Source organism: Pseudomonas sp. LBUM1666, from assembly GCF_059695775.1.
This window is the reverse complement of record NZ_CP166789.1, coordinates 6,045,265-6,070,653: the sequence shown is the minus strand read 5'-3', so window position 1 is coordinate 6,070,653 and position 25,389 is coordinate 6,045,265. Positions and strand designations below refer to the sequence as shown.

General features: G+C 59.9%; 20 protein-coding genes. 5 read left to right on the top strand and 15 right to left on the bottom strand.

Features of this window, described 5'->3' with window-relative positions:
• Positions 1-23 precede the first annotated feature (23 nt).
• The gene (locus ACA056_RS28070; RefSeq protein WP_497269320.1) at positions 24-2,000 is read left to right on the top strand and encodes a methyl-accepting chemotaxis protein; all 1,977 of its coding nucleotides are present in this window, start codon (positions 24-26) and stop codon (positions 1,998-2,000) included.
• A gap of 124 nt (positions 2,001-2,124) precedes the next feature.
• Here the strand turns inward: ACA056_RS28070 and ACA056_RS28065 are convergent, their stop codons facing one another.
• From ACA056_RS28065 to ACA056_RS28015, 11 genes are read right to left on the bottom strand one after another with little or no spacing between them, the layout of a single operon-like run.
• Positions 2,125-3,573: a vWA domain-containing protein gene (locus ACA056_RS28065; protein ID WP_497269318.1), complete on the bottom strand. Its 1,449-nt coding sequence runs from the start codon at positions 3,571-3,573 to the stop codon at positions 2,125-2,127.
• Between the two features lie 56 nt (positions 3,574-3,629).
• Positions 3,630-4,133 (bottom strand): hypothetical protein, encoded by a 504-nt coding sequence (locus ACA056_RS28060; RefSeq protein ID WP_497269316.1) that lies wholly within the window; start codon positions 4,131-4,133, stop codon positions 3,630-3,632.
• Positions 4,134-4,137: 4 nt separating this feature from the next.
• Complete coding sequence (locus ACA056_RS28055; RefSeq protein WP_497269314.1) at positions 4,138-4,872, bottom strand: OmpA family protein; 735 nt, start codon at positions 4,870-4,872, stop codon at positions 4,138-4,140.
• A gap of 47 nt (positions 4,873-4,919) precedes the next feature.
• Entirely contained in the window at positions 4,920-6,464 is a 1,545-nt protein-coding gene (locus ACA056_RS28050; protein WP_497269312.1) for an SUMF1/EgtB/PvdO family nonheme iron enzyme, read from the bottom strand.
• The gene (locus ACA056_RS28045) at positions 6,454-7,677 is read right to left on the bottom strand and encodes an ABC transporter permease (protein WP_497269310.1); all 1,224 of its coding nucleotides are present in this window, start codon (positions 7,675-7,677) and stop codon (positions 6,454-6,456) included. Before ACA056_RS28045 ends, ACA056_RS28050 begins: the two co-directional genes overlap by 11 nt.
• On the bottom strand, positions 7,661-8,362 hold the full coding sequence (locus tag ACA056_RS28040) for an ABC transporter ATP-binding protein (protein ID WP_497269308.1): 702 nt from the start codon (positions 8,360-8,362) through the stop codon (positions 7,661-7,663). Before ACA056_RS28040 ends, ACA056_RS28045 begins: the two co-directional genes overlap by 17 nt.
• Positions 8,363-8,372: 10 nt before the next feature.
• Positions 8,373-10,364, bottom strand: coding sequence for a vWA domain-containing protein (locus ACA056_RS28035; RefSeq protein ID WP_497273607.1), 1,992 nt, complete (start codon positions 10,362-10,364; stop codon positions 8,373-8,375).
• Positions 10,364-11,386, bottom strand: a complete 1,023-nt coding sequence (locus tag ACA056_RS28030; RefSeq protein WP_497269306.1) for a hypothetical protein — start codon at positions 11,384-11,386, stop codon at positions 10,364-10,366. The genes ACA056_RS28035 and ACA056_RS28030 overlap by 1 nt, the downstream gene beginning before the upstream one ends.
• Before the next feature lie 3 nt (positions 11,387-11,389).
• Complete coding sequence (locus ACA056_RS28025) at positions 11,390-14,101, bottom strand: putative virulence factor (protein ID WP_497269304.1); 2,712 nt, start codon at positions 14,099-14,101, stop codon at positions 11,390-11,392.
• The gene (locus ACA056_RS28020) at positions 14,098-17,163 is read right to left on the bottom strand and encodes a virulence factor SrfB (RefSeq protein WP_497269302.1); all 3,066 of its coding nucleotides are present in this window, start codon (positions 17,161-17,163) and stop codon (positions 14,098-14,100) included. Before ACA056_RS28020 ends, ACA056_RS28025 begins: the two co-directional genes overlap by 4 nt.
• Before the next feature lie 17 nt (positions 17,164-17,180).
• Complete coding sequence (locus tag ACA056_RS28015) at positions 17,181-18,554, bottom strand: SrfA family protein (protein ID WP_497269300.1); 1,374 nt, start codon at positions 18,552-18,554, stop codon at positions 17,181-17,183.
• A 266-nt stretch (positions 18,555-18,820) separates the two neighbouring features.
• On the opposite strand from ACA056_RS28015, the gene ACA056_RS28010 reads away from it, so the two are divergent.
• Entirely contained in the window at positions 18,821-20,032 is a 1,212-nt protein-coding gene (locus ACA056_RS28010; protein ID WP_497269298.1) for an aldose 1-epimerase family protein, read from the top strand.
• 80 nt (positions 20,033-20,112) lie between these two features.
• Here ACA056_RS28010 and ACA056_RS28005 read toward each other — a convergent pair whose 3' ends face one another.
• On the bottom strand, positions 20,113-20,448 hold the full coding sequence (locus ACA056_RS28005) for a hypothetical protein (protein WP_497269296.1): 336 nt from the start codon (positions 20,446-20,448) through the stop codon (positions 20,113-20,115).
• Between the two features lie 17 nt (positions 20,449-20,465).
• Positions 20,466-21,959 carry a YifB family Mg chelatase-like AAA ATPase gene (locus tag ACA056_RS28000; protein WP_497269294.1) on the bottom strand — a complete coding sequence of 498 codons (1,494 nt, stop codon included), beginning with the start codon at positions 21,957-21,959 and terminating at the stop codon, positions 20,466-20,468.
• 773 nt (positions 21,960-22,732) lie between these two features.
• Here ACA056_RS28000 and ACA056_RS27995 point away from each other — a divergent pair.
• Positions 22,733-23,011: a type II toxin-antitoxin system RelE/ParE family toxin gene (locus ACA056_RS27995; RefSeq protein WP_150631401.1), complete on the top strand. Its 279-nt coding sequence runs from the start codon at positions 22,733-22,735 to the stop codon at positions 23,009-23,011.
• Between the two features lie 8 nt (positions 23,012-23,019).
• Positions 23,020-23,325, top strand: a complete 306-nt coding sequence (locus ACA056_RS27990) for a HigA family addiction module antitoxin (RefSeq protein WP_030129123.1) — start codon at positions 23,020-23,022, stop codon at positions 23,323-23,325.
• A 52-nt stretch (positions 23,326-23,377) separates the two neighbouring features.
• On the opposite strand, the gene ACA056_RS27985 is transcribed toward ACA056_RS27990, so the two are convergent.
• Both ACA056_RS27985 and ACA056_RS27980 read right to left on the bottom strand, forming a co-directional pair.
• Complete coding sequence (locus tag ACA056_RS27985) at positions 23,378-23,899, bottom strand: BRO-N domain-containing protein (protein WP_497269291.1); 522 nt, start codon at positions 23,897-23,899, stop codon at positions 23,378-23,380.
• Positions 23,900-24,338: 439 nt separating this feature from the next.
• Positions 24,339-24,599 carry an accessory factor UbiK family protein gene (locus ACA056_RS27980; protein ID WP_008007559.1) on the bottom strand — a complete coding sequence of 87 codons (261 nt, stop codon included), beginning with the start codon at positions 24,597-24,599 and terminating at the stop codon, positions 24,339-24,341.
• A 418-nt stretch (positions 24,600-25,017) separates the two neighbouring features.
• Between ACA056_RS27980 and glnK the strand changes: the two genes are divergently transcribed.
• A complete protein-coding gene (gene glnK, locus ACA056_RS27975; protein ID WP_002555808.1) occupies positions 25,018-25,356 on the top strand; it encodes a P-II family nitrogen regulator in 339 nt (112 codons plus the stop codon).
• Positions 25,357-25,389 lie beyond the last annotated feature (33 nt).

The window sequence follows — 25,389 nt, the reverse complement described above, 5'->3', positions numbered from 1 at the left end:
CGGTCGCTCGGCCAGGAGCTGTCATGTCTCAACCTCGTGCCCGGATCGCCTCACAGCTTGGTCTTGCGCTTGCCGTGATACTGGCGATTGTCATCAGCGGCAGTAGCGTGTTCGCCCTGCGTTCGCTGGATACCGCCAACCTCGCCACCCGCGAAGAGCACCTGGCCAGTGAAGCCCGGTTGCTGGCCGATCAGTTGAGTACCTTTCACGGCACGTTGCGTGAAAGCACCCAGCGCCTGAGCGGCCTGTTCGAGAAGCGCTTCAGCGCCGGTTTGAGCGTGCACCCGGATGAACCGGTGGCGGTAGCGGGCGCGCAGACGCCGGGCCTGCACCTGGGCAGCGAAGTGCTGAACAACAATTTCAAGGAAGTGGACGAGTTCAAGCAAATGACCGCCGGCGTTGCGACTGTGTTTGTGCGCAGCGGCGAAGACTTCATTCGGGTCAGCACGTCCCTGAGCAAACAGGACGGCACCCGAGCCATCGGCACGCTGCTCGATCACGCGAACCCGGCCTATGCCCGCTTGATGGCGGGGCAGGCCTACGTCGGTCGCGCCTTGCTGTTCGAACGCTCCTACATGACTCAGTACACTCCCGTACGTGACAGCGGCGGTAAGGTGATTGCCGTTCTGTTCGTAGGATTTGACTACACCGACGCGCAGAACGCGCAGTTCGCCAACCTCAAGCGCTTCCGTATCGGCCAGACCGGTTCCCTGGCGCTGCTGGATGAACAGAGCAAATGGCTGGTGCCGATCGCGGGCGTACAAGCGCTGGATCAGGCGACTCCGACCATCGTTGGTTTGGCGAAAACGCCGGGCAAGGGCGAGTTCTGGAGCGACAAGTCCGAAGATTTCTACAGCATTGCCGTACCGTTTGAAGGCGGCCCATGGTCGGTCGTGGCGAGCATGCCGAAAACCGAAATTCGTGCCGTGACCTGGAGTGTCGGGATTCAATTGGCGATTGGCAGTCTGCTGGCGATGTTGATCGCGGTGGGGGCGGCGGTCTGGTTGCTGCGCAGCAAACTCGCGCCGCTGGGTGATTTGGTGCGTCAGGCGGAAGCCTTGGGCGCCGGTGATTTGAGCGTGCGTCTGAACGTATCGAGCAATGACGAAATCGGTCAGCTGGCCCGCGCGTTCAACCAGATGAGCCAGGCGCTGTCGACCATGGTCGAGCACATCCGCAAGGCCTCGCAAGAGGTCAACAGCCGCGCCCAGGCCTTGTCCGGTCTTTCCGGTGGCGCCTATGAAGGGATGGAGCAGCAGTCGGGCGAAATCACCAGCATGGCCGGTGCGGTGGAAGAGTTCAGCGCAACGTCCCTGAACATTGCCGACAACATGGGCAGCACTCAGCGTCTGGCCCAGGAAAACGCACAGCAAACCCAGATCGGTCGTACGTCGATGGACGAAGCGTCCTCGTCCCTGGAACAAATCGCCGGCGCGCTGAACAGCACGGCGACGGTGATCAATACCTTGGGTCAGCGCTCCCAGGAAATCGGCGGCATCGTCGGTGTGATTACTTCGATCGCCGATCAAACCAACCTGCTGGCCCTCAACGCCGCTATCGAAGCCGCTCGTGCCGGTGAGCAGGGGCGTGGTTTTGCAGTCGTGGCCGATGAAGTTCGTAACCTGGCCTCACGCACTCGCGAAGCGACCGACGAAATTTCCGGCATGATCCAAAGCATTCAGCAGGAAACCGGTAACGCCATCAGCACCATGGAGCAGGGCAACCTGTTGATGCAGGAAGGCCTGTCGCGCAACGCCAACGTGGCTTCGGCCCTGGCGCGGATCGATGAGCAAAGCCGCTCGGCCGGTCAGCAATTCGCGGCGATCACCACCGCGACTCAAGAGCAAAGCAGTACCGCCACCTTGCTGAGCAGCAACCTGCAAAGCATTGCCCTGGCGAACAGTGAGCAGCGTGAGGTGGTGTCGAACCTGGCGGTGACGGCCAAGGAGCTGGAGAAGCTCGCGGCGGACTTGCGCCAAGAGGTTGACCGGTTTCGTTGAGGCGCCTTTGAAATAGCTATCGCGAGCAAGCTCGCTCCCACACTGGATTTGTGATCGACACAAAACCCTGTGGGAGCGAGCTTGCTCGCGATGGGGTCACCTCAATTCAGGATCCGCACCCAAGTCAGTTGCACTTGGCATTGCTGGACACTTCCTTGGTTGCCTGTTTCAGCTGGCTACCCAGCTCCGCCGCATTGGTGCTGCTGTAAACCCGGCCACCGGTGTTTTCAGCGATGCAACGTGACGGGCCACCGGCACCGATTTTCACCACGTTGACCCGCAGGCGCGGTTGTTCCCTGGCGATTCGACGGGATACCGCGCAAACGTCCTGCCCGCAACCGTCTTCACCGTCGACGAACATCACGATCACGGCATCGTTATTGCGCCCGTCGACCGTGCTCGCCGCGTAGGCCAGGCTGTCGGCCAGCGGTGTGCCGTCGTCGGGAACCAGACCGCGAATCCCGTTGATCAGCCGCGGGCGGTCGCCAAACTTGAACACGCCCTGGTCCGGTGTTCTTTCGCAACCGGCGAAGGTGATCAGGCGCGTGTTGATCTTCGGGTCCAGCCCATTGATCATGCCGGCCAGCGAGTCCTTGGCGACGTCCATGCGGCTGGGTTTGGTGAAGATCCGCATGGTGCGGTTCGGGTCCAGGTACTTGTTCATCTCATTGCTGTAAAACCAATCTTCGTCGGCTTTCACCGACTTGATGTTCAAGTCCATCGAGCCCGAGGTGTCGAGTACCACCACAAATTGCGGGGGCACGGCATCAGGCGCTTTTTTGCGGCATGCGTAGTTGTCCAGCGTCGGGGCTGGCGGTGGCGGTGGCGGTGGCGGTGGCGGCGGTGGTGGTGGTGGTGGTGGCGGCGCGGCCACGACCGGTTTTGGTGGTGGGACCGGCTTGGGTGGCGGCACTGGAGCTGGTTCGGGTACGGGCTCTGGTTCCGGAGCCGGTTCCGGTTCCACGACAGGCTCGGGAACAGGTTCAACCGGTTTCTCGATGGGCGTCACCACGGGCGCAACCGGTGGAGCCACGACAACCGGCTCACGGTGCAGGAACCACCAGAGCCACAGCGCAAGCAGCAGCAACAGCAGCGCAAGCAAGGCCGCCGCGATCCACCAGCCACGACGCGATGGCGGAACAACCGGCACCACCGGAACAACCGGCGGCACGATCGGTTTGGGCGGACGCTGGTTCCAGCGCACCACCAAAGGCTCACCGTTGAGGCTGTAGAGTTTGTCCAGCTCCGGTGTGCCGAGCAGGCTGCGCAGGTCTTCGGCTTCCGTCGGTTGACCGCGTTTTTGCAGTTCGTCCGCCAGCTGTCCAAGGGACGTCTGACGTACTTCATAGGTTTCCAGCAAACGTCGTTGCGCGTCCTCGTTGAGGTCGGCGTAGGGCGTGGGTTGCCCACCCAGTTCGGTCCACCATTCCAGCACGTCGCCGCTGCCCATCCGCGGGATGGCAAAAAGGCTGGCGACGGTCGGCGGAAAGTGTTTCTGGATGAGGGCGACTTTAGCTTGCAGCGCACTCATCCCCTCCGGTGTGGCTTGCGCATCCCTGATGACCCGCTGCATGACGACGATTCCTGAAAAAGTGCAGGCCTCCATCGGGAGGCCTGCGGGGTGAAAAGTTATTCTTCGTAGCCGAGGCTGAATTGCAGCTGGTTGACCTTCTTCTGCAACGCCTTCAGCTCTTCCTGTTTGGCCGCCAGCGTCGCTGGCGTTGACTTGGCCGTTGGCGCTTTTGAAGCCTTGAGCTGCTGCTCGAGGCCGGCAATCTGCTTTTGCACCTGGCTTTCATTGCCATGCCGGGCCTTGAGCGAGGTCAGCAATTGCCCCAGCGATTGACTCAGCGCCGCCTGGGCTTTCTGCTGGCTGGCCAGGTCGGTTTTAGTGCTGAGCTGCTGGGCCTGAATGTTCTCGTACACCTGACGGAACATTGCGTTTTGCTGACGGGACTCGCTCAGCGCCAGTTCCTTCTGCTTGACCTGATCGCTGTAACCACCGGAGTAGTCGCAGTTCATCTTGGTCAGCATGCTGCTGTCGCGATTGGTCGCATCGCATTCGCCCGGCTTGGTCGCGCAACCGCTCAAGGTCAGGACGGCGGAGAGGACCGCCAGTTGTCGTAGCGTCATGTGCTTAGCCCAGGGTGATGGCGGAGCGTTGGCTGTACAGACCGTCGACTTCCTTCTGCAGGGCAGCGACTTTCTGGTTCATTTTCATAATGTTCATGTCCACCTGCTTGATCTCGGCGCCGGTGGCGCCTTGTGCACGCTCGGCGTCTGCCACTTTGGTGTATTCGGTGACTTTGATACGCATGTTGCCGAGGTCTTTACGCAGGCGTGCGATGTTCGAATCGATCTCGGCGATTTGCACCTGGGCCTTGGCCTTGTCGACTTTCTTGTTGGCGATGTCCTTTTTGATCTGGGCGATTTGCGCCTGGTCATCCTTGATCACTTGCTGAGCGGTCGCGGTACGGGCGATCACGTTCTGGGTGTCTTGTTCGACGTCGCTGTTCATTTTAGCCAAGCGGGTGGTGGTGTCGGAGTATTCGCTGCGACGCTGATCCAAGTAGTAGTTCGCGCCCATGGCCACGCCACACGCAGTAATACCGGCGGCGACGGCGCAGACACCCTTGTTGCTGCTGTTGGACAGTGCGCAAGCGAGAATGCCGACACCGGCGCCGACGGCGCAGGCCTGGTAGCCGGACTTGCTGAAGAACTCTGCGTCCTGGCCCTGGGTCAGGCGCGGGTCGGCCCCCTCGTTGTCGCCGAGCATGGAGCTACCGGTGTTGGCGCAACCGGTCAGCAGCAGGCTGCCGGCGACAACGAAAGCGATCTGTAGCTTGAAGCGAGTCCAAAGGCTGCGCGACATGGTGAAACTCCTAGGTGACGGTGTTGACGTGTTGTTATTAAGGTGAGTTATTGAGTAACGGTTTTGCAGCTGTTCAGCCAGGCTTCAGTGTCGATCTTCTGCTTTTGCAGGAACGCCTTCTGATTGGTCCAGTGGGTGCGCAAGTAAGGTTTGAGGTCTTGCAGCTGTTTGTTGCGGGTGATGATTTCTTCCATCACCGGGACCTGCGTTTCAAGCAATGGCTGGCCGTACAAGGTCGCCGATTCCACCAGGCTGCTGGCATAGTAGCGGCTGAGCTTGTGCAGGCGATCCTTCTGCTCGTCGAGCTTGCCTTTGCGCATGTCGCAACTGGCGTCTTTGTCCGCGCTTTCGCAATTGAGCTTGTAGTTCTTTTGCAGGAAGTCCACGTACTGGCCGTCGTCGAGCATCTTGGTGCACAAGAATGCGCCCAGATTGAGGCTGGCGCGAATCGCCTGGTCGCGGGTTTCTTCCTGCTGCTGGTTACTGGCGCGCAACTGGTTTTCCAAGGCCTGGAGTTTTTCCTTGAGCGCTTTGTCTTCGACGCCCGAGGCCAGGCTGTTCAGAGATTGAACGGTGCCTTTGTCGGCGGATTCGGTTTCCTTGCTGCCGGTGCCGAGTTTCTTCCAGCTGCTTTCGATGCTGGCGACACGTTCGCGAGAGGTGAGGGTCGGTGAGACCATGACCAGGCGCAGGCCGGTGGTTTTGTTTTTCACCTGGCCGTCGGTGTTGTAGTACGGCTGTTCCTTGCGCAACGCCGTACGCAGGTCGGCCTGGGCGGTCAGGTAGTTGCCGCCACGGACCACATAGCCGCCGGCCTGACCGTGCTGGCGATCAAGTTTGTTCAGGCGAAACGGCTCGAACATCATTTCGTCGACGTTGCCGAGCATGTCGTGCAGGCCCAGAGGATTGGGCTTTTGCAGGCCGGACAACTGCACTTTGCCGTTGGACGATTGCGCCCCGGCGAACCACTCGTAGGCGTTTATGCCTTCCGGCATGGGGTAATGCGTGTCGCGGAATTCAGCGGCACCGACTTCCAGCCCGCCGCGCGCGGCGAACTCCCACTCGACTTCAGTCGGCAGGCGCAGGAAGCCCTGTGCGCCGTCCTCCTTGGGCAACTTGTCGGCGGCGTTTTTGCGCAGCCACAGGTTGTACTTGTCGGCGGCTTCGATGGCTTGCATCCAGCTCACGGCCGTTTGCGGCACGCGCATTTTGGTGGCGGCGGTGGGGCAGGTTGCTTCGGTCAGTGCGGCGTATTGCAGCTGACTCATCTCGTACTTGGCCATCAGGAAGTAGCGGGACTTGTCGTTCTTCGCGGCAGTGAAACTGCCGGCGATGAACGTCGGTCGGGTCTGTTCGACGTAGCCATATTCCGCGCCGTCCTGACCAATGTTGATCGGGTAATCGTCGAGCGGGCCGGCCACCGGAATAAACACTTTGCGAAATACCATCGAGCCTTCGCAGGGCATCGGCAATACCACGTCGGCGGCGTCCGGCATCGGGTTATAAAATTTCTCTTCCCAGCCCGCCGCCGAGGCGTCGAGCATATAGCCGAGGCTCAGGGGCAACAGCAAGCCAAAACGTTTATAGCTCACGCAGACTCTCCGCAGGTTGGATGTTGATGGCTCGCAGGGCGCCGATCACGGCCACCAATGCTGCGACCAGAAAGGTCAAGAGCAGGGCGGCAACGCCATGCCAGACAGTGATGTGGCAAACGAAGGTGCCGGTGGCCTGGCTGCTGCCGAGCAGGTAGTCGAAGAGATGACTGCCTACGGCATAAAACCCCAGCCCGCCGACGTAGCCGGCCAGGCTCAGCACCAGCGCTTGCAGGACCACGAAACCGCCGACGGCTCGGCGTTTGAAACCCAGCAAACGCAGGACCGCGAGGCTTTTGCGTTTGCGGTCGATGTTGGCCAGGAATGCGCCGACCATCGACGCCACGCAGCCAATCAGCGCCGCCACGGCGATCACGCCGAAGATCAGCCCCAGTACATGATTGATGGCTTTGACGTTGTCGATGTCGGCCAGCCGGCTCGAGGTTTCGATGTGTTGTTCGTTGAGCCAGTGCTCCAGCGGTGCGACCTGATCGATGTCGCGCGCATACACACGGGCGCGGGCATACAGCGGTTGCAGATTGCCCTGAGGCTTGCCGGTAACAACGCCGAACGCACTGACCTGATAACCGTCGCGAAAGCGCTCCAGATCCAGCAGCAGCGGCGGGGCGACAAACCCGGCCGCGCGGCCGAAGCGGGCGCCGTCGAGCACCGCCAGCACCGTCAGCGTCATCTCGCCGCGCTCGTTAACACCTTCCAGACGACGCAACGCCCTCAGCTGCACACTGTCGCCGACCTTGGCCTGCAAGCGCTGCGCGGCGCTGGCGCTGAGGATCACTTGATTGCCGACGGGGGTAAGCGACGCCAGGTTCAGTTGTGGGTCGCCCGGTTCGGTGGCGATGATTTCCGCACCTTCGACAAACCGTTGCATGCCGATCAGCAGGTCTGCCTGGGTATTGAGCGAGCGCGTCTGGCCGAGAGCAAAACCGGTTTCGGGGCGCAGGCGCAAACGCTCGATCCAGGCCGTGTCGTAGTTGCCGTTGCTGAGCATCTTCACTTCAAGGTTGCGCGGGTCGCGCAGCAGTTCGCCCTGCAACTGGCTGACCACCCCGTGCTTGAGCCCGAACAGCAGCAATAACGGCGCGATCACCGCCACCAGGGAGGCGGCGATGCACAGCGAGACCTTGCGGTCGTGCCAGAGGTCTTGCAGCGCCAGTGAGCCCAGCAGGCGCAAGCGATCAGTCCATCGGTTCAAACAGTGTCTCTCCCTGACGGCTGATAGCGCCGAGTCGCGGCAAGCCGAAATCTTTCAGCAAGGCCCAGTCATGGGACACAACGAGCGCGCTCAAACCCATGCTCGACACCAGGCTCAGTAGCAACTCGAACAAGCGCCGGGCGCTGTGGGGGTCGAGCGCGGCGGTCGGCTCGTCGGCCAGCAGCAGCAGCGGCTCATGGGCAATGGCGCGCACACAGGCAACGCGCTGGCGTTCGCCGATCGACAACGCCTGAGGTTGTTTATCCAGCAATCCTTGCAGGCGCAGCACGTCAATGGCGTGGTCGATGTGCTCGCTCTTCACCGACATCCCGAGCAAACGGCGCGGCAGGCTGATGTTGTCCCGCACGCTCAGGAACGGCAGCAAGCCGCCGCTCTGCAAAATGAACCCCAAATGCCGTGAACGCACCGCCGCGAGAGCCGGCTGGTCATCAGTGGCGAGCAATTGGGCAATGTCTTGGGCTTGCGCCGCGCCCAGGCGAAAGCGCTCGAGTTCCACCGGCGCGAGTAACAGGCCGATGGCTTCGAGCAACGTGCTTTTGCCGCTGCCGCTCTCGCCGGTGATGGCGAGGATTTCTCCGGCGCCGACCTGCAAGTGCGGCAGGCGCACGTGGTGGGCCAGCGCGCCTTCACCACGGCGCACCAGCAGGTTCTTGATATCGAGCATCGGCGTCTCGTTAAGGCATCATTTCCAGTGGCACGGGATACACGTTGTCCCGTGCATCACTGTCCTTGGCTAAAGCGACCCAACGGTCGACATCCGCGTTGTAACGCTGGTAATGCCGCAGTTTGGTGTTCAGCGTGCGGATGAATTTCTCTTGCGCCAGACCGTCCCAGCTCTTCCAGGTCTCTTCATCCAGGTTCAGCACTTCACTCTGATAGGGCAGGTCTTCGAGGTACTCGCCGAGCACGCCCATGTCCGCCAGTTTGGCGTTGCTGTTCTGTTTGAGCTGATTGGGATCGGCGCCCATGGTCGCCGCCACCGAACGCAGGCGATCGAACATTTCCGTGGGTGAAATCAAGCCTTCGTTGGCTGCATCGAGAATCTGCTTCATCACGTCGCTCAAGTCGCTGAGCTGTGACTTGGTCAGCAGCACCCGCACATCGGTGGTCGGGATGTTCTGCTTGATCAGGTCGCGGTCGGTGATCCACGCCTTGAACACCGGCGGGGCCTTGCTGTTGGTCTTCTCGCCGAGGTAGGCGAGTTGCATGGCGTGGCCGATCAGCGCCGCGTCTTCGAGCATTTTCTTCTCGGCCGGGTCCTGCTTGGCGTTCGCCGCACTGCCGATGGCGTCCTCGCCCATGTAGGCGGCTTTCACTTGTGTAGTGATCGCGGCGGCCAGTGCGTCGACCTTGCGCCCGAATTCATGAATATCGCCAGCGTTGACCGGGTAATACAGCGAGGTGTTGGTGCCCGGGTAGGTCGACAGGTTCTGGTACTGCGCCTCGGCCTTGGCGTGGTCCTTGACCCCGGCCGGGGTTTTCAAGTGCAGGGTGTAAATCGCCACGCCCGGATTGGCGGCTTCGATGCGCACCTGCGCGGCGCTCAAACCGGTTTTCGACAGTTTGTCGTCACCTTCGATGGCGCCCGCGTCGGTAATCAACACCACGTAGCGCGCGCCGAACTGGCTCCAGTCGACCTTGTCGATGCTCTCCATAACGCCGGCAAAGGCGTCCTCATCGAAGCTGCTGCTCGACACGGAGGCCTGTTTGAGGTCGGCGATCTTGGCGAAAAAGTCGGCGCTGTCTTTCACTTTGGTAGGGTCGGCGTACATCTTGGTGGTGTATTCCAGCCCCGGGACCGCCTGGGTGTTGGAGCGGAAAGCCACCAGACCGAACTTGACCTGCTTGCCGAGGTTCTGTGCTTCGATCTGCTGATAGACCTTGCGGATCGCCTCGCGGGTGCGGTCGATGTACGGGTCCATCGAGATCGTCGAGTCGATGACAAACACCACCGCCGCACTGAATTCCTTCAGTTGGCTGGCGGTTTTGTCTTCGGCTTCCTTGCCACCGGTAGCACTGTTGGCAGCACCGCCCTTGGCATTCTTGTCATCCGGCTTGCTGACCGACGCGACGTTGAGCAGGCGCGTGCGGAAACCGCTTTCGGTCATGACTTCTTCGCCGCTGAGTACCGGCAGCAGGTAGAACTGCTTTTGCAGGTCGACGAAGTATTCAGGTTCTTCAGCCAGTACGCCCGGTGCTTGTTGGCCCTTTTTCAGCGTGGCCCGCAGCGGCGCGACTTTGCTGACCGGGTCCGGCGCATCGAGGATGCCTTCGACGGTGGCGCGGTCCTTGAAGAACAGCAACCGGTCGCGGTTGGCCGGGTTGGTGAAGGCCAGTGTCAGCTGCATCTTCCAGTCGGTGGTGCAGCTGGCAGGCAGCCAGCCAATGGTTTTGCCGTAGCTGTCGGGGCCGACTTTCAGCCACTCGGCGTTTGCCGCTTGAGCACGCTCGTACACATAAAAGCGGCTGAAGACAGGTTGTGCGTCACCGGCGGCACCGCCCGCTGTCGGGCTGATCTTGCAGCCCGGGGTGGTCAGCACACGTTGGAACAAGGTCTTTTTACCGGCCTGGATCAGCGGTTTGTCATCGGCCTGGGACAGCGGGCTGATGCACAGCGCCAGCAACGCGGCACCGCTCAGCAGGAATCGACTCACGGGCGAACGCATCACTTCTGCAACTCCTCGAAACGCTGCTTGGCTTCGGCGTTGTTCGGGTCCTGGGTGAGGATGGTTTCGTACCAATAGGCCGCCGTGGCGTTGTCCGCGACCGGGAAGCACTCGCTGGCCTTCAGGTATTTAGGGTCGTATTCGCGGGCATAGGCGTTGGCGATCAGCGCGTCACCGGCCTGGGCACGGTTGGCGTACAGGCGCTGGGCAACACCGCAGTGTTTGCCGGCCTTGGCCTGGTTGATGATCTCCAGCAACTTGGCACTGTCGGGCGCAGCCTTGATGCAGGTCTGGACGAAGGTCAATTCGGGCAGGCTGTTCATGCTCTCGAGGGTGCAGGCTTGAGCGTCGGCGCCGGCCGGTGCGGCGGCAGCGGCTGTGGCCACCGGGGCAGTCGCCGGGGTGCGTTTGTAGAACCAGAATCCGCCGCCCGCGGCCAGCAGCAACAACACGACAATCAACAGGCCGATCAGGCCTTTGTTGCTTTTCTTCACCGGTGCGGGAGGCGGTGTGTAGGCGCGCTCGGTGAGCACTGACTCCAATTCCACTTCTGGTTCGGCGGTGGACAGGATCAGTTCAGGCAGTTCCGGGATCTCGGGTGCCGGTGCACTCGGTGCCGTCAGCTCGGCGCCGCCATACGTCGAGCGCGTCTGACCGCCAGCCGTGGACGGCAAAACGCCAACGCCTGGCCGAACCACGCCTCTGTCGGTGTGGCCTTGGCTTTGTTCACGCAGTTCGATCTGGAATTGCGAGTTGGCGCCGCCTTCCAGCAGCGGGTCGACCACGTCCGGGCCGACCTGTGCTTCCAGGCCTTCGCCGCTGGCCGTGACGTTGAAACGCGAGACCTTGAACCAGAATGGATTGTTGCTCCAGGCCTTGTGGTCCTGGAGGTAAAAACCGTCCTGGTTACGCTGAATGGAAAACTCCAGCTGTTCCTCGCCACCCTGCCATTTCTTCACAGTGAGGCGGGCCTGACCAGGCACATTGGGCTCTAACGCGAGCAGGTCGACACGAATTGGCATTGCTTATCTCGCTGTGAAGGCTGTGAGCACTTGGCCCAGCCGTTCGTTCTGTTCAGGGGTGATTTCACGTCCGGCACCATGGCCGGCATTGTCCTGCGTGAGGTAGGCCAGGCCCGAGAGCCAATCGCCGAGATAGCGCTGCGCCTGATTCGCCGGTTGCGCCGGTAGCACGGGCACTTGTCCCGGACTGATGTCGGTGTAGAACGAGAACAGCGGCGCCTTGGCACCGGCGCGGCTGTTCGGGCGCTCGCTCACCGGCTTCTGGAGGTAGCCGAACCAGGACACGAAATCGCGCAGTACCCGTTGCACTTCCAGGACCTGGCGCTCGACCAGTTGATCGCGCCGTGCGCCGCTTTGTGCTCGCTTGAGTACTGCGCGGCTCAGTTGGCCCGGCAGGTCCTGGCGATAGCCGGCGGTGATCAGTTCGTCGACCACCGCTTCCAGCAAAGCTTTTTCCAGCCCCAGGAGGTTGAGCAGGCTTTGCCGGGTGGTCAGTTCACGCAGGTGCGCAATCCAGGCCTTGAATGCCGCTTTGGCGAATCGGTGTTCGTTGCTTTGCAGTTCGGGCGCCGGGGTGCCGGTGTTGCTGCTGGCTGGCGCGTCAGGGCTCAGGTCGTCGCCGAAATCGAAATCGAAACCGGCGTCGTTGCCGTACAGGCTCTGGCTCGGTGTCGGGGCGACCGGTTCATCGTTCGCGGCCGGCTCGTCATCGGTTTCGTACACACCACTGAGGTATAGGTCGCGGACCTCTTCGCTCGGCATGTCGAGTTGATCGATCAGCTCGCCGAGCACTGCCGGGCGACGGCCCAGGCCGGTCAGAATCATCTGCGCCTGGGCTTTCTTGGCGGCAGCGGCACCGTCGCCGTCGGCGTGGTACCAGGTGCTCAGACCGTGAGTGGTCAGGCCTTCGAGGCATTCGCTCAATTGCTCGCGGATGCGCTGCAATTTGAATTCGATATTGGCCACGCCCTTGAAACTACCGCTGAAGTGGCTGATGCCACCGTCATCGTTGCGCAGCATTTCTTTCCAGGCGTTGGCAGGATCGTGGACGTGTTTGCACACCAGGTCGTTGCTGGCGAAGCTGGTGCCCAGCGCGCTGACACGGTCCTGATAGCTGGCATTGAGGCCCGTTTCGGCACCCGTCACGTCTTGTTCGATGAACGCCGCGTCCATGCGCGGTTTGCGCACCAGGTAGGTGTTCTGGAACGGTGTGCCGGCCCAGTCGCTCATCCAGCTCAGGCTGCCGAAGCGCTCCAGCATGGTCAGCTTGACCATGCCGTTCCAGCTCTCGTCGTACTGATCAGGCGTCAGGCTCAGGGAGTTGGTGATGCGCAGGTCGAGCATGGTCAACGCCCAGATCAGACCGGTGTCGCGCTTGCTGCGAGCGGCCGAGTCGGCGCCCTGGGTCTTTTCGATCCAGCGGGTCAGCACCGGGCCTACGTCGTTGACGTCGCTCTGCTTGGTCGAACCGGTGCAGACCACCAGCGCGTTCATTTCCTGGTTATCGGTGTAGCGTTCGAACAGGTAGGCGACCTTGCCACGCAGGACCAGCTGCGAAACGGAGTTGTCCTTGGTGGCGGATTGCGGGTCGTTGGAGTCGGCGATCTCGTGCAGTTTCTTGCGCCCGCGATAACCGGGGAAATCCAGCAGGTCGACCTGATTGACGATGTCATCCACCGGCGCTTCGATCAGGCGGAAGGTCATTTCGGCAGTCAACGCCGCCAATTGCGCAACCGGAATCGCCTGACTGTTTTGCAGGCGATTGCCAAGCAGTGGTCGAACGTCGATCGGCAAGTCCCGTGGGCTGCCGAAGCGTTCGAGAATGTCGACGTTCATGATGCTGTCGCGCTGGCTGTAGGTGTCGTTTTCGAAACTCACCAAGGCCTTCAACGGTGCGAACACGGTCTCGGGCAGGCCTAGCTTGTGCAGCGCGCCGGCCAGTTGCTGATACACCCGTGTCAGTTCGCTTTGCTCGCCCCAGAGGATCGAAAACAGCTCGGCCCGTTCCTGGAAATTCAGGCGTGGCGCCAGTTGCAGTGCTTTGGGCCAGTACAGGTGCTCAAGTTTCTTCACCGAGTTACGGAAGTTGTCCCGCAGGTAATCCCACAGCGACACCAGATCATCGGCGTTGACGCCCGTTTGCAGTGGCCCGGTTTCACGGCCTTCGAACGGTTTGAGTACGCGCTGGATGCGCTCTTCGTCGATCTCGTAGGAAATGCGCTCAAGGTCGAAATCCTTGAACCAGGAGTTGGCGAGAATCTTCGCCAGCTCGATTTCCTTGAACAGCGTGAGCTCTACCGGGAAGTCATTGTCCTGACTTTCCGTTGCCCGACGGCTGAAGCGCGTCACCAGACCGGTGGCTTCCTTGCCGCCACCCACCGGGTTGATGTGCTTGATGAAGTCCAGTCGCTGGCCACCGAAATCGGTTTCCAGCTTGCCGTTCTGACCGGCGGCGAGGGCCGAGATCAGGTAGGACTTGCCGGCCTGGGACAAGCCGAAAAAGCCAATGGTCATCGGCGTGCAGGCCACGCGACCGAGGCTGTGAGCCAGGTTGCGGGCGCGGTGCAGACGGATGTTCAGATTGTCGGCTTCGCTGTCCAGGCGCGGCGCGTTGCCGCGCGTCTGGCCAATCCAGTCCAGCGCCTGACCGGCACCTTTATAAACAGCGGCCCAACTGGCAGAGAGCTGAGTTTGATCGGGGGTCAGATCATTCATTTGCGTTTCACACTTCCACTGTCGAGCCAGTACTTGGTCTCGCTCAGGCCGGCGTCGAGCATGGTGTTGAGTTCCAGCTCGAGGTCGCTGCGCGGGTTGAAGTTGACGTTGTTACAGTTGGATTCGATGTCGCGAACCGAGAGGCGGTCGCTGACCAGATCCTGCTTGCGTGTGTACTTGTCCGCCGGCTTGACCTCGAACCGCACCTTGAGCAGCGGCGCGCTGCCGTTTTCACCGATCGCCCGGGAAAACTTCTCCCGACCGGCCTTGGTGAACCGCAAGGTGTACAGCGGCGAGGCGGCCCAGCGATCAGCGGCCAACTGACGGAAACCGAGGCGCAGATCGCCGCGCATTTCCAGTTGTGGCGTGTCGGCGGCATCGCCAACGCCGATTTCCGGCAACTTGATTTTGTAGTCTTCGGACTGGATGTCGCGGTACAGCACGTCGGCATCCTTGATCACGTTGTTCAGGTCGATCACGCCGATGTGCTTGACGGTCGAATACGGCTTGAGCGCCGAAGCACGGAAGTAGAAGTTCGGCACGCTGTGGTTGGCGCACAACAGGCAGAGCATGGCGCCCACCGACGCGGTGCTTTTCGGGTCGTCGATCCGGCCGTTCTTGTGGAACGGGTACCAGCCGCCAGTGCGGTAGTTTTGCAGCGCCAGAATGCGCCCCGGTGGCAGCGGCAACACCTTGCGAATGAACGCCTGGATGCCAGGCAGGCGCGAAGGGCGGCCGGTCAGCAGCAAGACATCGCACGGGTAATGCGCGACCACTTCACACAGCGCACCGAGAATCTTGGTGATGTTGATCTGGTCGTTGAGGAACGCGGCGTGAAGCTTCTGCAGGTCGAAACTGATCGGAGCGTCATACAGGTCGAAACCGCTCTGACCGCCGACATCGCGGCGCACGGCGGCGTTGACATAGTCGAGCACGGTCTGGCTGATCGCGTTGTCACCGATCAATTGACGGTAGCTTTGCGGGGTGACTTCTTGCGGCACTTGCGGATCGTAATGCTCGTACGCCTTGAGCAGCGCCAGGCCCAGCGGTGCGAACACCTGCAGGTTCAATTGCTGGCGCAGAATCATGTCCTGGGCGCTGACCGACTCATCGCCGCACAACCGTGACATCAGCGAATCCGGGGCTTTCACACCGGCGTTCTGCAAGGCTTTTTCGAAGCTTGGCAGGATGAAGTCCTGAATCACGTCCAGCAGGATGTCATCGCCGGCCACTTTGAAACCATCGCGAAAACGCTGCTCGGGCACGATGTGCACGTTGCTGCCGCTGCCGGTGTTGCCGGCACGGTCGAGGCGATAGTCGGTGATCACCAGGTCCGTGGTGCCGCCGCCGATGTCGATGGTTGCCAGGGTGATGCGTTCGCGGTCCGTCTTGTCTGGCCGGGCGATGGTGTCGAAAAACTCTTCCGGGTGACCGGCGAAATTCTCGTTGACCTCGGTGTACAGGTACACCAACTGGCCACAGGAGGCTTCGTCCCATTCCACGCGGATACTTGGGATCGGCGTGCGCGGGCTGACGGCCTGATCCTGATGTGGATCCTCTTCGCCGGCATGCCAGCCGAGGCTCTTCCACACCAGGCCGATGGCTTGCAGCATGCGTTCGTTGAGGATGCTGCGCTCGGCCTGCGGCATGCCCGGCGGCACGGTCAGGGTGATGCTGTTGAGCTGACGCGGTACGCGGGTGTGTCCCTGCCGCGAACGCTGGGCCGGGCTGTTGATTTGCGACAGCGCCTGGGCCAGCACTTCGGCGAGCATGAAGGTCATCAGCGAGCTGCGCGAATAACGCGGCATGAACACCGGCAGACGATCGTCTTCTTCGAGGCTGTAAAGCGCCTCGCCGGTTTCATTGATCAGGTGCGAGAACGGCGCGGCCGTGGCGTACGGCTCGCTGTCGGTCTTGATGTACGAGCAGTTGAAACGCCAGCCGTGGCCGTAAGCATTTTCGTCCCACAGATAACGTTTCGGGCTGGACAGGCCAGTGGAACCTTCGGTGCCACGGCGACGGCTGGCCAGACGGCTGGCCTCATTGCCGACGCGGGCAATCGTCGCCCATTGGAACGCATCGTGACGGCCGCTCTTGACCGAACAGTGGTCCTTGCCGAAGTACGCCTGGGCGAATTCCACACGGCTTTCGAACGGCAGATTGTAGGTGTGTTCCGGGGTGATCAGGTCGCGCAGTTCCAGCACGTAGTTCTGTTTCAACCCGGAACCGGCCTGACCGTGGTTTTCGATCAGGATGCCGCAGGTGCGCGAGTTGCCGACGTCCAGCACCAGGTCCACCGGAATCGGTTTGACCAGGCCATTGCTGTCGTTGGCGACTACTTTCAGCTCAGGGATTTCAACTTTCGCACGGGCCGTCGACTGCTGGGCGGCGGACGGCTTGCTCAACAGACTGAGCAAGTTGAGGTAGTGCGCCAAGTGATAGTTGGCGCGGATGTCGGTGTCCAGCTCTGCGCGCGAGCGGTGGGCATGGCCCTCGTTGAACACTTCCAGCAGCCACTCGTTGACCCACGGCTGGGCCAGGAACCAGCGGGTTTCGCTGGCCTTCGTTGCCAGTTTGAAGGACACGCCGGAGCTGATGTCTTCTTCGTTCGGCGCCAGGTAAGCGGTGCCGTCCCGCTTGGGCATCACGCGGCTGTCGAAGGCCATCGTCAGGCGGTGGGTGTTGCCGTCAATGTCGGGCGTCGCCAGCTTCACCAGACGCATGCGCGACCAGTTGGTGGGACCTTCGTCGAAGCGATGCGGCGGCATGAAGCGGAAAAACGGGGTCGGCAGCCAGATACCGTCCAGCAACTCTAGGCTGCTTTTCATGTCGACGCTGAACGCAGGTTTGGCTTTTTCGACCTTTTCCGGCTCCGGCTCGTAGAAAAAGAAGTCTTTCTCTTCGTTGTACGACAGGCGGCAGATCAGCCCGCTGATCATCGGCGCGAATTCGCCCGCCGGTTCCTTGCGGGGATCCAGACGCAGCGCGAAATCCATAAACTGGATGCCGGTGTCGCTGACCAGCGTGACGGTGTCTTCGAATTGGGTGACTTCAGGCAACATGTCGGGTTATTCCGTTTTTATTCGGCCACGTGCCGCATGGACATGGGGAATTGTTCTTTGCCGTAACCGCCGGTGCAGTCTGCGACGGTGGTCGCCCCTTTGCGGCAGTTGACCTTGGGCATGTCGTAAGTGCTGCCATCGGCGCACACGGCCTGGCCCTGACTGTCGATGGCCAGGCTGCCACCCTTCATAGTAGCGCTCACCGGCCCGCTGCATTTCGTACCGTCGGCCTGGTGTACGGTAACTTCGCCTTTACCGTCCTTGAGCTGGTATTCCAGACGCAGGGGTTTGCCGGTTCGGCGATCCTGAATACCGGCACCGGCGCGGAACTGACCGTCGAGGAACTTGGCGGCACCATCGGCGGCGTCTGGCGGAATGCTCAGGGGAGGGCCGGGTTTTGCGGTGGCGGATTTTTCGGCCTCGGGCGATGTGATATCCGGCGGCGCAGTTTTGTTTTCGGGTGGCGCGGTTGGGTCTTCGGCTGCCGGGTCTTTGGCTGGGTCTTTGGCCAGGTCGGCCGGCGCTGCATCAGCCTCGTTGCCCTCGACGGCCGGCGCTTCCACGCCATGGGTTCCGGTCACGGCGGTGCCAGTTCCCGTGGTGGAGCCTACAACGGTGCCCGTCACAGGAACGCCATTGAGCGTCGTGGCATGGCCGGTCAGTTGTGGTTCTTCCAGTTGCCTTTCAACAGGCACGACGCCCTCGGGGAGCAGATCGACCGCCACCAGCGGAATCGGCACGCAACCGCGCAAGCCCAGTAATAGCCACAAAAGCAGCAGCAAGAAAGGCAGCAGCAACAGCCACCACCAGCGCCGCCACCACGGACGAGCAATCACCGGCACGACGGGCGGCGCAACCACGGGCGCGGCTTCGACCACGGGTGGCAGCGTAAACGCGGGCGGAACCTGATAGAGGCAGTGCAGGGGATCGCGATTGCCGGTACCGGCATGCTCGAAGCCCCAAAAGGTCAGCACCGGTTTGCCTTGCACCAGGTAGACGAAGTTTTCGTCGGGGAAATGAATCACACGCTTGAGCAGCTTGCCGAACACGGCTTTGTCGCCTTGCTGCTGTTCGGCTGGATCAGTGCCCAGGAAACGCTGGCTCAATTCGTCGAGCGAGGTCTTCAGCGCTTCAAGTTGGCGGCGTGCTGGGGCGCGTTCTTCTTCGGTCGCGCTGCTCCACGGGATCACATCACCGTCGAGGCCGCTGTACCAGTCAATCTGGTTGCCGAGTTCATCGCTTTGAGGGATGGCCAGGTGATCGACCATTTCAGGGTTCTTGCGGCGAATGGCTTCGCGCAATTGCAGGGCCGCCCGGTAGACCGGTTGACCTGTCTCGCCCAGGGCAGTGAATGACCCGCTCTTACCGCTGCGTAATAGTGCCCCGCGCATTCAAACTCCATATGTTCCGCTGCGCAAAAATGACAGACAAAGGTGTCTGCTCTTGCTCCTGCAATTAGCTGGCGACCTTAATGTCATAATGATGTCGCCGTCAATCAGCCGGAGGTTCAAAACCGTATGAGACTAGCGTAAGCGTGCGGAGGTTGCATGAGGTCAATTTAAATTGGCTTGGGAAGGCTCGGGTGTTCGCTTTTTAAGCTTGCTGAATCGTTTCATCAGCGCTATAAAAAATGCACAACTCCAAGAAAGGCTTCCCCATGACTCCGCTCAAATTCGTCGTTGCCTTTGGCGCGCTGTCCGCCTCCCACGCCATGGCCTGGGATTACGTCCTGCTCGACAGCGACAAGGCTGCCCAAAACTGGCAGGTCACCAGCCAGCAACTCGGTGTAAAAACCGACAAACCCTTCTCCGTGACCCTTCGTAACTTGCACGGCGGTCGGCAGGAGGGCGTCAGCATCGTCGACATCGATAACGGCACGATGAAGCTCTCGGTGGTGCCGACCCGTGGCATGAACGTCCTGCAGGCGTCGGTCGGTAATGTGCGCATGGGTTGGGATTCGCCGGTCAAGGATGTGGTCAATCCGTCCTTCATCGAACTCAACGGTCGTGGAGGGTTGGGCTGGCTTGAGGGCTTTAACGAGCTGGTCACCCGCTGCGGCTACGAGTGGGTCGGTCACCCCGGCATGGATAACGGGGAATTGCTGACCCTCCACGGCCGTGCCGCCAACATCCCGGCCAGCAAAGTCACTTTGCACATCGATGAAAAACCACCTTACGCGATCAGCCTGCGCGGCGAGCTCAAAGAGCAGGCGTTCAAGAAAGTCGACTTCTCGGTGATGACTGAGCTGGTCACCGAACCTGGTAGCGTTGCATTTACCCTCAATGACACCCTGACCAACAACGGCGATTATCCAAAGGAATACCAGGCGCTGTACCACAGCAACTTCAGCACCCCATTCCTGGAGCAAGGCGCCCGTTTCGTCGCACCGGTGAAACAGGTGTCGCCGTTCAATGACAAGGCCAAAGGGGATTTGCCGGACTGGCAGACTTACCGCGCGCCGACCAAGGACTACGACGAGACGGTTTACAACGTCGTGCCGTATGCCGACGCCAAGGGCGATACGCTGACCGTGCTGCATAACAAGGCAGGCAGCCTCGGGGTTTCCGTGGGTTTCAATACTCAACAGTTGCAGGTGTTCTCCCTGTGGAAAAACACGGACACCCAAGGGCAGGGCTATGTCACGGGTCTTGAGCCGGGGACGAGCTTTTCCTACAACCGTCGGTATCAGCGGCCACTGAGCCTGGTGCCGACGATTGCGGCCAAGGAGCAGAAGCAGTTCCAGATCAGCTACAGCTTGCTGGCGGACAAGGGGGCTGTGGATAAGGCTTTGAAAACTGTGAGCGACATTCAGGGTGGTCGGGAGACTGAGGTGCGGCAAACGCCGTTGGTGGATTTGAGCAAGGAGTAAACTCGCGTTAACTCCCTGTCGGTCGAGAGAGCGAGATGAGCAGTAATGCCTGCGATAGGTGTTCACTGCTCGTTGAGGTGTCAAAAGGGAAGCCTCATTTTTGAAGCTTGTGCGGCATCAAACAAACGCCGGATGAAGTCGAAGTCGTTCCAGGTTTGATTGGTATAAAACCGGTATTCTTTGTCTTCGATATCATCGAAGTAATAGATGACGTACTCCGCATATTTTTCATCGGAGTTGAAGCTGTAGCGCAGAGAAAGGGAAAAGCCTGTTTCTTTTAGTTTTACGAACGAATTGTTGTCGTCATAACTCCAGGAAAATTCGCCTTGTTCCGTCTTCTCGGTTAACGCTTTTACAAAGTTCAAAAATCTAGGCGGTAACATATTGTCGTCTTCTGGCCGGGTGAAGCTTTTCAAGATTCTCTTTGACGTTTTCACGCTGATGCAGGCCGATATTGCAATGCTTCCGCCAAGTGCGCGCGTGTAATTGCATTCACCTGTTCAAGGTCTGCCAATGTACGGGCTACCTTGAGCAGACGGTGGGCCGACCTGAGTGACAAGGTCAAACGCTCGCAAGCAGTTTCCAGCCACGCCTCGTCGGTTGTGGATAACTTGCAGTGTCGACGCAGCCCTGGCAAATCAAGGAATGCGTTGGCACAGCCTTGGCGTTTGTTTTGACGCTCCCGGGCGTCGGCGACCAGTACCGCAGCAGTGGCGGTGTCATCACCGGGTTTGAGCGCAGGATTCAACGCCGTGGCTTCCCGAGCGACGGTCAGGTGCAGGTCGATCCGATCCAGTAGAGGCCCCGACAATTTGTTGCGATAACGCTGGACCATGTCCGGTGTACAACTGCATTTGCCGCTGGGTTCGCCAAGATATCCACAGGGACACGGGTTCATTGCGGCCACCAATTGAAAGCGCGCCGGAAACCTCACGCGATCCTTGGCGCGGGAAATCACGATGTGACCAGACTCCAGCGGCTCCCTTAAAACCTCCAACACCTTGCGATCGAATTCCGGGAGTTCGTCGAGGAACAGCACGCCATGATGGGCGAGGGTGATTTCGCCGGGTTGCGGCTTCGAACCACCGCCCACCAACGCCGGGCCCGAGGCGGAGTGATGGGGTTGGCGGAATGGTCTTTGCGGCCAGTGGCTTAAGGGCACGCAACTGGTGACGGATTGTATGGCTGCGACTTCCAGCGCCTCGTTTTCGGCTAACGGGGGAAGCAGCCCCGGTAACCGACTCGCCAACAGTGTTTTCCCGGTCCCCGGCGGTCCGCTAAATAGCAGGTTATGAGCCCCAGCCGCCGCAATCAGCAATGCGCGCTTGGCCGAGATTTGCCCCTGCACCTCATTCAAGTCCGGATAGGGTTTGCTGGCGTAGAGCAAGCCATTGGAAACGTAGGGCTCGACCGGCGTATGTCCATTGAAGTGTGCAACGGCTTCCAGCAGGTGATCCACGGCAAACACCTTCAACCCGGACGCCAGGCACGCTTCCTCGGCGTTCGCCCGCGGCACCATCAACGAGCGTCCGGCCTTGCGTGCAGCCAGCGCAGCCGGCAACACGCCTCTCACGGCACGTACCGCGCCGGACAACGCCAACTCTCCCAGGCATTCAATGTCATCCAGCGTCAACGTCGGCACCTGCACGCTGGCGGACAGAATCCCCAAGGCAATCGCCAGATCAAACCGTCCGCCATCCTTTGGTAAGTCCGCAGGCGCGAGATTCAGCGTGATACGCCGCGCCGGAAATTGCAGACCCGAGTTGATGATTGCGCTGCGTACCCGATCCTTGCTTTCCTTTACTGCCGCTTCGGGTAAACCAACCATCGTCAATGACGGCAAACCGTTGGCCAGATGGACTTCTACGGTAACGGCGGGCGCATCCACGCCAATCTGGGCGCGACTGTGAACGATGGAGAGGGACATGGTCGTTCCTTGAGCTTTACGGGAACCGCTTCCTGCGGTTTTTTGAAGGGTAGTCGGGGGCGCGTAATGGCGCAGGCGCCAAATTTTCGCAGGATGTTGCGAGTGTCTTTCTGATGGGTGAAGCGTAAGGGAGTGGGGATTTGCGACGTAATCAGTCGCGGGATGAGGTTGTTGTAGGACGTTACCTGGATCTATGAAGGACGGCGGGGAAAGCTGAATCGAAGGCGAAAAAAAACCGCCTTGAGGAAGCGGTTTTTTGTGTGCAGGTTTCGAGGAGGCCAAGGCCTGCGTCCTTAGTGAATACACTCACGGTGCTGAGGTTGTTCACCTTTTTTTGTCGAATCAGGCGTAGCGGGTGCTCTGTAACCGGCGAGCCAGCCGCTTGGTTCCAATTCTTTACCGCGAGCCGCAGCAACCTCAAAAAAGCGACGTTGAGTGGCTGATACGTTCCCGGCCAGCCGGAGTGCCTCCGCATGATATCCAGCGATGAGTAGCAGTTTGGCTTTTCGTTTTCCGGGTTTCATAGCGATCTCTTCTGGATTTGAAGATGGTTTTACAGGTCGGTCAGCTTAAGAGGTGAGCGCGGTAGTGATGCAATGAGAATTGGTGCTCCTTTTTGTAGGAAGCGTCTTGGTTTGGAAGGAGTTCTGAAGGCCCTTGGTAGTCCTTTTCCTAAAGCTTTGAAGGGATGGCCAAGAGTCGCATTGGCGCATTTGCATAAGTGAGTTCAGGTTATACACTCAAGGTTAATGCATAACGTTAAGCTTTAAATTATGATCGTTAGCTTTAAGTGTTCTGAGACCGAGTACCTGTTTCGCAACGGTAAGACCCGTATGTGGTCAGCCATTCTGAGTGTCGTGGAACGAAAGCTGACGATGCTTGATGCTGCTGCTGTACTGATTGACCTTCGATCACCGCCGGGTAATCGCTTGGAGGCATTGGGGGGAAACCGAAAAGGTCAGCACAGCATCCGTATCAACGCTCAATGGCGAATTTGCTTTGTTTGGGGTCTTAACGGGCCAGAAAATGTCGAAATCGTCGATTATCACTGAGGTGAGTAATGACTAAGAATGGTATGCGCCCGGTTCACCCCGGCGAGATCCTCAAAGAGGAATACCTGGAGCCTCTGAGCCTTACGGCGGCAGCCTTGGCTAGAGCATTGAGCGTTTCGACACCAACGGTGAACGACATCGTGCTCCAACGTCGGGGTGTCAGCGCTGATATGGCTCTAAGGCTATCTATCTGTCTGGACACGACCCCGGAATTTTGGCTGAACCTGCAATCGACTTACGATTTGCGCAAAGCCGAGATTGAGCGAGGGGCAGCGATCCGGGATCAGGTTGAGCGGCTTCCGCACTGCGCCTGATCCTCAATTCCTGAACGAACCCCACGCTATAACGTGGGGTTTTTTTTGTCGTTCAGAATGCCTGGAGTATTCGGGAAGCACGCTTCCACCACGGTGCATTGATCGAGCGCTGCGGCCGTTCACTATCCGCCAGCATCTGCGGAACATCCTGCAAGCGAATCCACGGCTGGTTATTCCAGTGCAGCAAACTCAACGACATCTCTGGCCAGTTCAGCAGGCTCAGTATCGGGCGTTCGGTTGATGTGGGTTGTTGGGCGTCTCTGAGGGCTGGCACTACGTCGTGGGTTAGCCATTCGCGCAGGGTTCGGTATTCGGGGCAGTAGTGATAGACCAGCAATGCGTAGACGCCAGACTCGCTGATTAGCAGGGTGTTTTCGATGCATCCGTGGATGAGCGTTCGTAATGTTTGGCGTTGGTCGGGGTCGAGTTTTCGGACGGCTCGTTCGTCGAGGTGGAGGCGTAGGAGGCGGCCGAGGTCGCGGGCGCTGAACCAAGGTTGGTTTTGTAGAAGGAGAGCGTGGAGGTGGAGTTTGTGGCGGGTGAAGACGTGAGGAGTCAGATAGTTTTCGTCCATCGAGCAGTACCCAAATTTCGCTTGGTAGATGACTGCCACTTATCGTCGCCAAACAATAAGGGTGGCAGCTGCGTGCGGGTTGGCGAACCGGCCAAGCGAATACCGGCAGACCCTAAGGTCTCCCACACACAGCCGCCATAATTCGAATCGGGAAAGAAATACCTGATATCGAACGAGGTGCGCTGCATTGCTTGGTTCCAGGTCGCCAAACCCAGTGCTGAAATATTCAGCTGAGGGTGAGCTTAGGAACCGGGGCTCTGCGGCGCAATCGGACGGCGGTGGTTTTGTTGTAGGAAGGTGCCTGGATTTTAGAGCGCTTAAAGATCAAAAGATCGCAGCCTTCGGCAGCTCCTACAGTTGAATCTGAAGGTCGTTCCGACCTTATCGCGAGCAGGCTCGCTCCCACAGTGGATTGGGTTTCACAGTGGAATCGGTGGTGTTACTCCGTGGGTGGATTCAGCTTCGCCTCAAGCTCCGCCACCTTCGCCTCAAGACTCTCCAACCGAGCCCGCGTCCGTGCCAGCACAACCATCTGGCTATCAAACTCTTCCCGGCTCACCAGATCCAGCTTGCTGAAGCCGCTCTGCAACAGAGCCTTGAACTGGCTTTCGATTTCGCTTTTCGGCAGCGGGGTGTCGCCGCTGAAGAGGCGGGAGGCGGTGCCGCTCAGGGCATCGAGGAAGTCTTTGGGTGCGAGCATGGGAAATGTCCTGTCAACAATGGCGGGCAGTGTACCACGCAGTGTCTATAGTCAATCTCGCAGTCAGGGGCGCACGCTTTTCGCGCATGGGGACGGACGGCTGCGCACTGTTGTTGTGCGTATCCGTCGGGCCATTTGCGCGAAGCAGCTTGCCGCAGCGGCCAAAGGCTTGAAATCAGTGGGTTTTGGCGAGATGGCAAGCTTTCTGCTTAGTTGCTAGTGACCCATGCACTGATGCAGTCGCTGTGACGAATGCAGTGCGCCAAGCGGAACGGGGGAAGTGTTTCGTGCGGAGTGGTTAGCAGGCGTCGGACGGGCAGGTAAGGCCGACGATGCGTTACAAAGCCAGGCACTGCGCTTAGACTTGAGTCGGGTTTGTTTTCCTGGGGCAAGTCCACCAATTCGGGAGAGAGTTTTCATGAAGCTAGTCACTGCCATCATCAAGCCGTTCAAACTGGACGACGTACGCGAGTCGCTGTCCGAGATCGGCGTGCAGGGCATTACCGTTACTGAAGTCAAAGGCTTCGGTCGGCAGAAGGGTCACACCGAGCTGTATCGCGGCGCGGAATACGTGGTCGATTTCCTGCCAAAGGTGAAGATTGATGTCGCCATTGACGACAAGGATCTTGACCGGGTTATCGAGGCGATAACCAAGGCTGCCAACACCGGCAAGATCGGTGACGGCAAGATCTTCGTGGTCAATCTGGAACAGGCGATTCGCATCCGTACCGGCGAAACCGATACCGACGCAATCTAAGCCGCCACAAACCCAACGCCCCAGGAGAAAACA